General features: G+C 72.1%; 9 protein-coding genes. 3 read left to right on the top strand and 6 right to left on the bottom strand.

From position 1 onward, the window contains the following. Positions 1-133 precede the first annotated feature (133 nt). The 3 genes from BIU91_RS12830 to manA form a co-directional block, all read right to left on the bottom strand. The gene (locus BIU91_RS12830; RefSeq protein ID WP_139196573.1) at positions 134-457 is read right to left on the bottom strand and encodes a WhiB family transcriptional regulator; all 324 of its coding nucleotides are present in this window, start codon (positions 455-457) and stop codon (positions 134-136) included. A 197-nt stretch (positions 458-654) separates the two neighbouring features. After that, on the bottom strand, positions 655-1,617 hold the full coding sequence (gene galE, locus BIU91_RS12825) for a UDP-glucose 4-epimerase GalE (protein ID WP_071405789.1): 963 nt from the start codon (positions 1,615-1,617) through the stop codon (positions 655-657). A gap of 100 nt (positions 1,618-1,717) precedes the next feature. Then, on the bottom strand, positions 1,718-2,926 hold the full coding sequence (gene manA / locus BIU91_RS12820; protein ID WP_071405765.1) for a mannose-6-phosphate isomerase, class I: 1,209 nt from the start codon (positions 2,924-2,926) through the stop codon (positions 1,718-1,720). Between the two features lie 66 nt (positions 2,927-2,992). On the opposite strand from manA, the gene BIU91_RS12815 reads away from it, so the two are divergent. Continuing rightward, positions 2,993-4,372, top strand: a complete 1,380-nt coding sequence (locus BIU91_RS12815) for an O-antigen ligase family protein (protein ID WP_071405764.1) — start codon at positions 2,993-2,995, stop codon at positions 4,370-4,372. A 13-nt stretch (positions 4,373-4,385) separates the two neighbouring features. Here the strand turns inward: BIU91_RS12815 and BIU91_RS12810 are convergent, their stop codons facing one another. Beyond that, positions 4,386-5,738 (bottom strand): hypothetical protein, encoded by a 1,353-nt coding sequence (locus BIU91_RS12810; RefSeq protein WP_071405763.1) that lies wholly within the window; start codon positions 5,736-5,738, stop codon positions 4,386-4,388. Positions 5,739-5,845: 107 nt separating this feature from the next. Here BIU91_RS12810 and BIU91_RS12805 point away from each other — a divergent pair, with 107 nt between their 5' ends. Then, a complete protein-coding gene (locus BIU91_RS12805) occupies positions 5,846-7,132 on the top strand; it encodes an O-antigen ligase family protein (RefSeq protein WP_171907834.1) in 1,287 nt (428 codons plus the stop codon). 250 nt (positions 7,133-7,382) lie between these two features. On the opposite strand, the gene BIU91_RS12800 is transcribed toward BIU91_RS12805, so the two are convergent. Next, on the bottom strand, positions 7,383-8,129 hold the full coding sequence (locus BIU91_RS12800; RefSeq protein ID WP_071405762.1) for a polyprenol monophosphomannose synthase: 747 nt from the start codon (positions 8,127-8,129) through the stop codon (positions 7,383-7,385). Further along, positions 8,126-10,612, bottom strand: coding sequence for a glycosyltransferase (locus tag BIU91_RS12795; protein ID WP_071405761.1), 2,487 nt, complete (start codon positions 10,610-10,612; stop codon positions 8,126-8,128). Before BIU91_RS12795 ends, BIU91_RS12800 begins: the two co-directional genes overlap by 4 nt. 138 nt (positions 10,613-10,750) lie before the next feature. Here BIU91_RS12795 and BIU91_RS12790 point away from each other — a divergent pair, with 138 nt between their 5' ends. Further along, positions 10,751-12,037, top strand: coding sequence for a glycosyltransferase (locus BIU91_RS12790; RefSeq protein WP_171907833.1), 1,287 nt, complete (start codon positions 10,751-10,753; stop codon positions 12,035-12,037). Positions 12,038-12,099: the final 62 nt, after the last annotated feature.

Genomic DNA, 12,099 nt, shown 5'->3' with positions numbered 1-12,099 from the left:
CGGCGGCGCGCCGTGAACCTTTGGATGCGCTCACTGCGCGGTGCGGGACGGGCGGAGGTGGTCGCCTTCCGGCGCCTTCGTCGCAGGCTCCTCAGGGGCGCAGTCGCACAGCGCTGGCGCGCCGTGAACGCTCCTACGCCCTTTTCCGCAACTTGCGGCGTTCACGCTCGGAGAGGCCACCCCAGATGCCGAAGCGTTCGTCGTTCTCGAGCGCGTACTCGAGGCACTGTGCCCGGACCTCGCACGAGGTGCAGATCTTCTTCGCCTCGCGCGTGGAGCCGCCCTTCTCGGGGAAGAACGCCTCGGGGTCGGTCTGCGCGCAGAGCGAGTCGACCTGCCAGGCGAGCGGGTTCTCCTCGTCGTCGGTCTCCGGACGTCGGACACTCGGGACGCCGAGCGCCACGGGATCGACGTGCCAGTCCTCCGGAACTCCGGCGTGGAACTCGGAACCGTTCACCCTGATCACCCCTGCCGCCTCGACAACGAACCCCAACTCTTGCGGCCGTTGCCTGTAATTACAGCGGTGTCATTCGCCTGAGTCAAGTCGCGGATCATAGAAGGCACTGACCGCTCCAGCGTGTCATGTCCCCCGTTTGGGCGTGTCGCACCGCTCGGGTGGGCCTTCCGGGGGACAACTGACTCGTCCTCAGGCGCTCAGGAGGCGCTGCGACGAGCCTCCCAGGCGCTCGACACCATCTCGTCCAGGGAGTGCCGCATGGCCCACTCGAGGTCACGGGCGGCGGCTTCGCCGGTCGCGACGATGCGGGCCGGGTCGCCGGGGCGCCGCGGTGCGATCTCGGGGTCGAAGGCGATCCCGGTGCCCGACGCCATCGCGTCCATGATCTGCCGGACGCTCACGCCGTCGCCGCTGCCGAGGTTGTAGGCACGCTCGAGCGGCTCCCCCGCCTCGAGCTTCCGCGCGGCCACCGCGTGCGAGTGCGCCAGGTCGGCCACGTGCACGTAGTCGCGGACGCAGGTGCCGTCCGGGGTGGCGTAGTCGTCGCCGTTGATCCGCGGGGTCCGGCCGGCGAGCAGCGCGTCGAAGACCAGCGGGAACAGGTTGTGCGGGCTGGCGTCGTACAGGTCGGGCTCCCCCGAACCGACGACGTTGAAGTACCGGAGCGACGTGGTGGTGAAGCCCGCGGCGACCTCCATGTCGCGCAGCAGCCACTCGCCGATGAGTTTCGACTCGCCGTACGGCGACTCCGGGTTCTTCGGGGTGGACTCGACCACGGTCTCGACGTCCGGCGTGCCGTAGACCGCCGCGCTGGACGAGAAGACCGCCTTGGTGACGCCGGTCTCCGCCATCGCGCGCAGCAGGGTCGCCATGCCGGTGACGTTCTGCTCGTAGGTGTGCAGCGGGCGCTCGACCGAGACGCCGGCGTACTTGAACCCCGCGACGTGGACCACGCCGGTGACCTCGTGCTCGCGCAGCGTGCGTGCGACGAGCTCGCCGTCGAGGATCGTGCCCTCGACGAACGGCACGTCGTCCGGGACGAACGCGCGGAAGCCGCTCGACAGATCGTCGAACGCGACCGTGTCGATGCCGGCCGAGCGCAGTGCTCGGACGACGTGGGACCCGATGTACCCGGCACCGCCGGTGACCAGCCAACTCATGGTCGCCACGCTAGCGGACCTCGGCGACGCCCCGGTGGCGGTGTGCGGGTCCACGCCACGGCGCGCGGCCCCGCGCCGGTCCCGGAGCCGGTCCGCGCCCCTAGGCGCCGGTGGCGATGAACACGGTCGACGTGATGCCGTCGGAGGAGTCCGCCTCGACCGTCACGTCGCCCTCGTCCGGGGTGATGAAGCACGACTCGCCCTTGCGGAGCAGGGTCGCCGACTGCGCGCCGACGAGCGTGACGACGCCCTCGGTGCAGATCGCGATCGACGGCCCCACGAGCGGGGCGACCCCGCCGGTGCTCAGTCCCACCGGGCGACCGTCGCCGTCCACCCGCAGCAGCGCGAAGCCGACGCCGTCCGGCGCGAACCGGTCGACGCCCGGGGCGAGGCGCTCGGGCTCGAGGACCGGTGCCGGGTACGCGGTGAAGTCGAGCACCCGCAGGAGCTCCGGCACGTCGACGTGCTTCGGCGTGAGCCCGCCGCGCAGCACGTTGTCCGACGGCGCCATCAGCTCGATGCCGAGCCCGTCGAGGTACGCGTGGATGTTGCCGGCGGGCAGGTACATGGCCTGCCCCGCGGTGAGCGTCACCCGGTGCATGAGCAGGGAGACGACGATGCCGGGGTCGCCGGGCCAGCTGGTCGCCAGGTCGCGGACGGTCGCGGTGTTCGGGGTGAGCAGGTCGTCGTCGAGCGAGACGGCCAGGTCGCTCGCGGCCTGCACCACGGCGAGCGCGGACTCGTCGGCGGTCTCGAGCCAGCGGACGGTGTCCGCGAGCCCGTGCAGCAGGTGCACTTCGAGCGGACCGAGGCGGCCGGTACCGGCGTCGAGCACGCGGACCTCGGCCAGGGTCTCCTCGACCGGGCGGAAGCCGCTCAGCGCCTCGAACCGCTCGCTCAGCGCGACGACGAGCTCGGGCTTCGGGAACGGGTCCTTGTAGTTGCGGGCCGGGTCGTCGAGCGGGATCCCCTCGCGCTCCTCGCGGGCGAAGCCCTCTTCTGCCTGCTCCGGGGTCGGGTGCGCCTGCAGCGAGAGCGGTGCCGCAGCCGCGAGCACCTTGAGCAGGAAGGGCAGGCCGGTGCGGTCCGGACCGAGTGCGGTCTCCGGCTCGTCGGCGATCCAGTCGCGGAGCGTGTCGGCCCCGCCGACCATGGCAGGGTTGACGACGACACTGGGGCTGCCGGCGTGGGCGCCGAGCCAGAGCTCCGCCTGCGGGGCACCCGTGACGGTGCGGCCGAGGAGCTCCGGGATCGCGGTGACCGAGCCCCAGGCGTAGTCGCGGGGGGTGTTCGTGATGCCGAGGAACATGGGCCAGAGCCTACCGGCGCTGCCGGTGGAGTCCTGCGGACGGCGGCCGGCCGGTAGCCTGGCGTCGTGACGAACACCTGGCCGCTGGCGCGCGGGACCGTACCGGAGCGCGAGGCGTTCGCCTTCGGGGCGACGACCCTGTTCGTGCTGTTCGCGGGCGACGCCGTGCCGAACACCCTGACCTGGGTCGGGGCCGGCGTCCTCTGGGCCCTCGTCGCGGCGTGGGGCATCACGATCCTGGTCCGGGCGAAGCCACCGCTCGTCCGCACCCCCTGGGCGCTCTGGGCGTTCCTCGGCTGGTGCCTGGTGACCCTGGTGTGGTCGCACTGGCGCTTCGCGACGATCTCGAGCCTGACCGTGCAGGTGATCTGCGCGGCCGTGGCGTTCACGATCGCCTCGACCCTGACGTGGCGCCGGATCACCGATGCCCTGAGCCTCGCGCTCCGCTGGGTCCTGATGCTCTCGCTCCTGTTCGAGGCCGCCGTCGCGGTGTTCGTCCGGCACCCGATCGCCCCGATCTGGACGGACTACGGCGACCGCGACGTCCCCGACGCCTTCTACTTCTCGCGCGCCGAGCTCTTCACCGGGGGCCGGATCCAGGGGCTGCCCGGCAACGCCAATCTGCTCGCGATGGTGGCCCTGCTGGTCGCGATCGTGGTCGCCGTGCAGTTCGCCGAGGGCCGGATCCGCCGGAACCAGGCGATCGGCTGGCTCGTCGTCGCGGCACTCGGTTTCGTCCTCACCCGCTCGTCGACGGTCATCGCCGCCGCACTCGTGGTCGCCGTGGTCGCACTCGCCGCCGTCTGGATGCGCCGTGTCCCGACCGAGCGCCGCACCCCGCGCTACCTGCTGCTGGCCGTGGGTGCCGTCGTCGTCGCCGTCGCCGCGTTCGTGCTGCGCGGCCCGGTGTCCGAGCTGCTCGGCAAGGGTTCGGACGCCACCGGGCGCGGGGAGATCTGGGCCAAGGTGCTCGGCCTGATCGACCAGCACCCCGTGGGCGGCTGGGGCTGGATCGGGTACTGGTGGCCGGGCATCCCGACCCTCGCCGACCTGGCGCAGCGCAAGGGCGTCACGTACCTGCAGGCCCACGACGCCTACCTGGACGTCTGGATGCAGACCGGCATCATCGGCCTGGTGCTCTTCGCGATCTACGTGGTCACGACGCTGTCCCGCTCGTGGGCCTGCGCGACCCGCATCGGGTACGACGCCGCGCTGCGTCCGCGGTCGTTCGACCCGGTGTCGCTCCTGCCGCTCCTGGTCGTCGTCGCCCTGCTCGTGCAGTCCGTCGCCGAGTCCCGCCTGCTCTACCAGGGGAACTGGGTGCTCTTCGCCCTGCTCGCCATCAAGACGCGCATCGTGCTGACCGGCGAGGAACCGGTGTCCACCGGCGACGGTCCGCGCACGCCGCCCGCCAAGCGCGAGTTCCGCTGGGCCGGCACGCGCTGACCCGCACGCTCCCTCAGCGCGACAGCCACGAGCACGACACGGGGGACGACCACGGGTTCGACTTCACCCGAGCGACCTCGAGCGTCGGGTCCGCGTCGCACGCCGCCACCGCCGCCGGCAGCTGCCCCGCCCACACCGGCCCGTCGCTCCGCCGCGTGTCCGTCGGCGCGACGTGCAGGACCGCCGACGCGACGACGGCGGTGACCACGCACCAACCGGCCAGCGCGCCGACGAGGCGACCATGGCCTCCCGTCCGTCCCGCAGCACGCGACCAGCTGCGGGCGTCCACGAGCGTGGCGGCGGCGACCACCGCGGCGCTCACCAGCAGCAGGCCGGCGGCCGCGGCGTAGCGCTCCGGCGGCACGGCGGCCATCGCGGCGACCGGCGCCGACCAGCGGAGGCCGTCACCGCCGTTGGCGAGCAGGGCCGCCCACCACACCGCGACGGAGCCGACGGCGAGGGCTGCGACCATCCACCGGGTGCGCGCCGGCCCGATCACGACGGCCGCCACCAGGACGACGAGCAGCAGGGCCGCGGGCACCACGACCACCGCCCAGCCGTGCTCGACCACCGCCGTCAGCACCGCACCGAGGTCCGGGTCCCAGGCACCCGCCACGGGACGCAGCAGGTACCCCGCGAGCACGTCGCGCGCCGACGGCGACCCCGTGGCGAGGGCACGCGGACTCGTCAGGGTCGTGATGCCCTGCACCGCCAGGGCGACGACCACGACGAGCGTGACCGGCAGCGCGGTCCACCGGCCGGCCGGCCCGGGCGCACGGCCACGGGGCGTCCAGGCGAGGAGCAGCAGGGGCGCGAACAGTGCGGTGAGCGGTTCGGTGAGCACGGCCGCCCCCGCGACGACGGCGAGTGCCCCGGCCGCCCACCACGACCGAGCGCGCCACGCGAAGACCCACGGCACCAGGACGAGCAGGAACCAGTGCAGGTTCGCCGCGTTGCCGCTGATCTCGTACGGGGCGAGCGGCAGGACGACGGGGACGGCGGCGAGCACCAGCCGCAACGGCCACGGTCGCACGACGTCGCGGGACAGCACGAACACCAGGGCGCAGACCCCGCCGACGACCGAGCACGCAGCGAGCGCCGCCACCTGCGCGTACCGCTCGGGCGGCAGCGCGTACCCGAGGTCGACGATGAGGCGCGGCAGCAGGTGCACGTACCCGGCGTAGGGGTGGAGCAGGGTGTCGACGGGACCCATCGCGATCCGTTCGCGCAGGAACACGCCACCGTCCTCGGCCCAGACGGTGTTCCGCGGCACCGGGCCGAGCCGGTACCAGGCCAGGGCGGTCGTGAGCAGGCCGACGACGACCGCGACGAGGGGGACGCCGGCGACCCTGCGCGCGAGGTCCATCCGGTGAGGATAGTTCGGTCATCGCGCATCGTCGATACAGCCACACCGCGATGCGGTGTGCTCGTCACAAGGTCGTGCGCCAAGATGGACGCGTGACGGACGGCCGGGTGAGCAGACAGGTGCTCGGGCGCCGGTACCTCTCCGCCTGGATCGGCTTCTCGGCCGGTGGACGGTTCAGCCAGGCGCTCGCGACGGTCATCGTGCTGTTCGGGTTCGGCCAGCCCACCGTCCAGGCTCTCGTCGGCCGGGCGGGGACCTGGGCGGTGCTCGTGACGCTGTTCGTGCTCGCGGGGCTGAGCCTGCTCGGCCAGCGCTACCGGATCGAGTGGCACGGGGTCCTCCCCCTCTCGCTGCTGGCCTTCGTCGGCTACTGCGCGTTGAGCGTGCTCTGGAGCGAGTACTCCTGGGTGGCGCTCCGCGGACTGGTGCAGACCGTGTGCTTCATCGGCCTCGGGCTGTACCTGGCCCTCGGCCGCGACCTGGTGCAAGTGATCCGGGCCTCGGGCGACGCCTTCCGGATCCTGCTCGTGACGGCCCTCGGACTCGAGGTCATGTCCGGCCTGGTCCTCGACGTCCCGTTCCCGGCGTTCGGCATCCGCGGCGACATCGCGTACGGCGGCCCGATCCAGGGCATCGGTGGCACGCGCAACTTCATGGGCTTCATCGCCGCGATGGCCCTGGTCACCTTCGTGGTCGAGTTCCTCACCCGGTCGGTCACGGTCTGGCGCGCGATCGCCTCGACCTCGCTCGCCGTCATCGCCCTGATGCTCGTGCAGTCCCCCATCACCGGGCTCGCGATGATCGCGCTCGCCGTCACCGCGCTGGCGCTCTGGTCACTCCGGCACGCACGACCGGCGACCAGACCGGTGGTCAACGGCGTCCTCGGTGCGGTCGTCCTGCTGACGCTCGCCGTCGGGGTGCTCGCCCGGCACCGTCTGCTCGCCGAGATCGGGGCGGCCGGTGGCACGGCCACCCGGACGGACCTGTGGTCGCAGATCCGGGTCCTGGTGGAGCGCTACCCGATCCAGGGCTGGGGCTGGGTGGGCACGTGGCCGACCGAGCCCGTCGTGCCCTACGTCACGCTCATCGACCCCGCCGGCGTCCGGTTCACCTCGGGCCTGAACGCCTTCGTGGACGCCTGGCTGCAGATCGGCTTCGCGGGCACGCTCATCCTCGGCATCACCGCGTTGCTCGCGTTCGCGCGCGCCTGGGTCACGGCGACGACGTTCCCCGGGGTGGCGTACGTGTGGCCGGCCGCCGTGCTCGTGCTGCTCGCGGTCACCAGCACGGCGGAGAGCTACCTGCTGCACGGCGCGGGCCTGATGTTCTTCGTGACGGTCCTCGTGATCGCCGCGCGGCGCCGCTCGTGGCGCCGGCACCTGCCGCGCGTGTAGCCGCGGCGCGGCGCGCCGTGGCGCTTCGTGAGCAGGAATGGTCGCCTCTGCGGAGGCGACCCGACCGTTGCTGCTCACGAAGCCGCGGTGCGGCGCGACCCACCGACGGCCGGGAGGCCCGTTGCGGCCCCGCACCGCGCCTCCAGGCCGTCACGCCCAGCGTTCCGGGCCCGCGCTTCGTGAGCAGGAAAGGTCGCCTCCGCGGAGGCGACCCGACCGTTCCTGCTCACGAAGCGAGCGCGCGAGCGCGCTACGGGCGCGTGCGGCGACCGAGGCGGCGCTGCACGCCCCACTGGGTGACGCGGAGCATCGCCTCGAGGACGATGGACCGGCTCATCTTGGAGACGCCGTGCACGCGGTCACGGAAGCGGATGGGCACCTCGACGATGCGTCCGCCGAGGGCGTCCACGCGCAGCGTCATGTCCACCTGGAAGCAGTACCCCTTCGAGTCCACCGACCCGAGGTCCATCCGCGCGATCGCCGACGAGCGGTACACGCGGTAGCCGGCGGTGATGTCCCGCACGTCGAGCCCGAGCACCAGGCGGGCGTAGGTGTTGGCCCCGCGGCTGAGCGCCTGGCGCCGGAGCGGCCAGTCGACGACCGACCCACCGGGGACCCAGCGGGACCCGATGGCGAGCAGGACGTTATCGGACGCGGTCACGGCGTCGACCAGGGCCGGCAACCGGTCGGCCGGGTGCGAGCCGTCGGCGTCCATCTCGACCAGCAGCGGGTACCCGCGCTCCAGGCCCCACCGGAACCCGGCGACGTACGCCGTGCCGAGCCCGAGCTTGCCGGAGCGCTGCAGCAGGTGCACGCGATCGTCCGCGGCCGCCAGGGACCGCACGATGTCCCCGGTGCCGTCCGGGCTGCCGTCGTCGACGACGAGCAGGTGGGCACCGGGCACCGCCGCCAGCACGGCGGCGGTGATCGCACGGATGTTCTCGGCCTCGTCGTACGTCGGGACGATGACGAGGGCGGTGGTCTCCCCCGGGGTCACCGGTTCAGGCGCCGCTTCACCTTGCCGGCGACGCTGCGCGGACCCTCGGTGCGCAGGTAGTGCACGGCACGGCCGAGGTCGTAGCGGACGCCGGAGAGCTTCTTGCGCTCCGGGACGCGGACGCGCATCTTGTGCGGCTCGATCGACGACGCGGTGTCGCGCACCGACTTGTCCGCGGCGCGGATCGGGTTCCGGCAGAACTCGACGAGGGGGGCGAGGACGTTCTCCCACGTGAACTGCTCGCGCACGCGGTCGACGTTGCCGATGAACTCGGTGCGGGCCTTCTTGTCGAAGAGCGCCGTCTCGAGCGCGGTGGCCAGACCGTCGATGTCCTGCTCGTGCACCGCGATGCCGAGCTTCTCTTCTGCGACGAGGTCACCGAACGAGTCGCCGGCCGTCGTGACGATCGGCAGACGTGCCCACAGGTAGTCGAGGATGCGGGTCCGGAACGAGAAGGTGGTCTCGAGGTGCTCGTAGTGCGTCGAGACGCCGGCGTCGGCCTCGAGCAGGTAGGCGCCGCGCTCCTCGTACGGGATCCACTGGTCGTTGAAGAACACGTGCTTGCCGGTGAGACCGAGGGCGTCGGCCTCGGCGCGGACCTTCGCGACGATGTCCATCTCGGGGACGTCGGGGTTCGGGTGCTGCACGCCCATGAAGAAGAGCTTCACCGACGGACGGCGCTCGGCGAGCTGGGCGATCGAGCGGACCAGGGTGATCGGGTCGAACCAGTCGTAGATCCCACCGCCCCAGACGACGAGCTTGTCGTTCTTGCCGATGCCCGGCACGACGCCCTTGACACGCTGCTGGTCGTGGACCGGCGGCGTCGAGGACAGGCCGAACGGCACGACGCCGATGAGCGAGCGCAGGTCGGCGTCGCGCGAGTACGTGCGGGCGTTCACACGGCCGGAGCCGGCGAGCTGCCCGAGCCAGAACATCCGCTGGCGCTCCGAGGCACAGATGAAGTAGTCGCCGAGCTCGAGCTGGTGGTTGAGCGTGTCCGAGGCGTCGAGGATCTGGCGGTTCCACTTGTCGACGTCGTCGCTGCGGCCCTGTTCGAGCTGCTCGAGGTGCAGCGGGTCGTAGACGTCGACGACCAGGATCTTGCTGGTCGACTCGAGCACCGGGAACAGCCGGAGCGCGTGGCCCTGCACGATGATGACGTCGGCCCAGCCCTCGTGCTCGACCATCTGGCGCGGGTGGCGGTGCGGGACCGTGACGACCTCGTACGACGGGTCGATCGGCGACGAACGGGTCAGGCTGACCACGCGGACGTCGTGCTCGGACGCCAGCTGCTTGGCCATCTGGGTGGCACGGATCGCCGGACCGGCCATCTTCGCGCCGATCGAGTCACCCGTGATGATGAGGACGCGGCGACGGGTGCCGACCTCGAGCACGCCGAGGGAGTGCACGATCTTGTCGTAGCCGGCCAGGTAGTTCTCGATCGGGTACGCGGGCTCGTCGCGGTTGCCGAACAGGCGGAGGAGCTCACGGTCCGACCGGACGCGGGTCGCCTGGATCTGGCGGCGCGACTCGGTCATCGACGGCAGCTGCTCGACGAACTGGTCGACGCCGTAGATGCCCGCCATGCTCGTCTTCGGCACCGGGATCGTCGGGACGCTGTCGTCGCCGGGGTTGCGCAGGTCGAGCTCGGTGGAGTCGAGCTCCCCGCGGCCCACGGCACGGCGGACGGCGAGCGCCAGGGAACCGGGCAGCGCCGCGGCGAGCTGCTCGTCACCGAGGTTCTTGTAGAGCGTGAACAGCGCGTTCCGCTCGAGCAGGTAGGTCTCGCGGAAGTCGCCGAACTTGTTCATCGACGCGTGGTGCTTGTGGAACGCGACCGACTTCGGCTGGTACCGGAAGCGCCAGCCGAGCAGGTTGAGCCGCCAGCCGAGGTCGACGTCCTCGTAGAACATGAAGTAGCGGTCGTCGAAGCCGTCGAGCTGCTCGAAGAGCTCGGCGCGGATGAACATCGCGGCGCCGGTGCCGAACAGGACATCGGTCTCGCTCTCCCACCGGCCGGTGTCCGGCGACCCGGCGAAGGGCTTGTAGCCCATGCCGTACCAGGTCATCGCGGCCTCGGTGAAGTCGACGTTGACGCCTTCCCAGTCGAGGACCTTCGAGGCGACGGCGCCGATGTCGGCACCGGAGGCGAAGGTGGCCATCGCCTCGCGCACCCAACCGGTGTCCGGGCGGGCGTCGTTGTTGAGGAACGCCACGACCTCGCCGGAGGACTTCTCGACGCCGAGGTTGCACCCCCCGGTGAACCCGAGGTTTGCACCCGCGTCGATCAGGGTGAAGTCGAGGCTCGAGGCCTTCAGACGCCCGAGGTGCTCGGGGCCCGAACCGTTCTCGACGACGATCACCTCGAGCTTGTCCTGCGGCCAGTCCTGCTTGCGGAGTTCCGCGATGCTCGTCAGGGTGTCGTCCGTGCCCTTGTAGTTCACGAGGATGACGGACACGACTCCCGGCTTGCGCTCTGTCACGCGAGTTCCTCCAGCAGCTGCCGCGCACCGGGCGCGGGTCGATGGGTCGGCCGACGGGGTGCCGCGGGCCGATGACACCCTACAAGGCGCGCCCAGGGACTCCCTGCCGCCGCTGCGGATTCGTGCAGAATGGCGTGCGTGACCGCAGTGATCCCGAGCACCCCCATGTCCTCTCCCCTCCGCGAGGACTACGCGGCCCTCGCGGCCGACGAGCACGCCGAGGGCCCGCGCGGCACGATCCGCTTCGCGGTGTCGACCGCCGACCCGGCCGAGGGCAAGGGCGACCTGTTCGTCGCGCTCGGGCTGGCACGGGCGCTCCGGGCCGAGGGCTGGGGCGTCGCGATGTGGCCGCTCGAGCGCTGGGGCGAGGAGCTCCCCGCCGACACCGCCGTCGTGGTCAGCATGATCGAGTCCTTCGTGCCCGGGTACGTCCCAGCCGGCACCGCCCTGGTTGCGTGGGTGCGGAACTGGACCGCCAAGTGGGCAGTCCTGCCGTACCTCGACGAGTTCGACGCGGTCTGGACGTCGTCCGGGATCGCCCGCGACGCGATCGCGGCCGCGTACTCCGGCCCCGTCGAGGTGGTGCCGATCGGCGTCGACACCGAGCTGTTCACGACCGACGCCCCCGCACCGCGCGAGCGCACGGACCGCGCCGTGACCACCGTCAACTTCTGGGGCGTCCGCCGCCGGGTGCAGGACGTCCTGGCCGAGGTCGCCCCGGCCGAACCGATCGTCTGGTTCGCCGCGAACGTCGACCACGTCGAGGCCTCCGCGGGCGTCGAGCTCCGCCCGGCCGTGTCCTACTTCGCCCTGCCCGAGGTCTACCGCGCCGCCGGTTTCGTCGTCGACGACGTCATCGAGCCGGCCGCCGAGTACGGCACCCTGAACTCCCGCCTGTACGAGTCGCTCGCGTCCGGGGCGCTGCCCGTCACCGACTGCGCGCTCGGGCTCGACGAGCTCGGCCTGTCCGACGTGCCGGTGTTCGACGACGCCGCCTCGCTCGAGCGCGTGCTCGCGATGCCCCGCGACGAGCGCACCGCCCTGGTCGCCCGGCTCCGCGCCGTCGTGGTCGAGCGGCACTCGTTCCGCAGCCGGGCCGAGCAAGTCGGTCCGTCGCTCGATGCCGCCGTCTCGGCTGCCTCGGGCCGGAGCGGCGAGCGTGGCGCGTTCCTGCGGTGGGCCACCGCCCAGCGCGAGACGCTCCGGCAGACCGAGCACGACCGCGACGTCCACCTGGCCGGCGTGCACGACATCAACGCCCGCCTGGTCGAGTCGGAGCAGAAGGTCGGCGCGTACGACACCGCCCGCCGCCTGGCCGAGGCGGAGCGCGACCAGATCGCGGCCCGCTTCGAGGGCCTCACGCGCTCCCCCGAGTACCGGCTGCTGCACGGCGTGGGCCTGATGGCACGGCGCGTGCGCCGCTGACGGCGGTCGACGCGACCCACGACGGACGGGAGGCCCGGTACCAGCTGGTACCGGGCCTCCCG

Origin of the sequence: Curtobacterium sp. MMLR14_002, assembly GCF_001864975.1 — a bacterium.
Classification (GTDB): Bacteria; Actinomycetota; Actinomycetes; order Actinomycetales; family Microbacteriaceae; genus Curtobacterium; species Curtobacterium flaccumfaciens.
The sequence above is the reverse complement of the archived record's forward strand: the minus strand, read 5'-3'. Positions and strand labels throughout refer to the sequence as shown.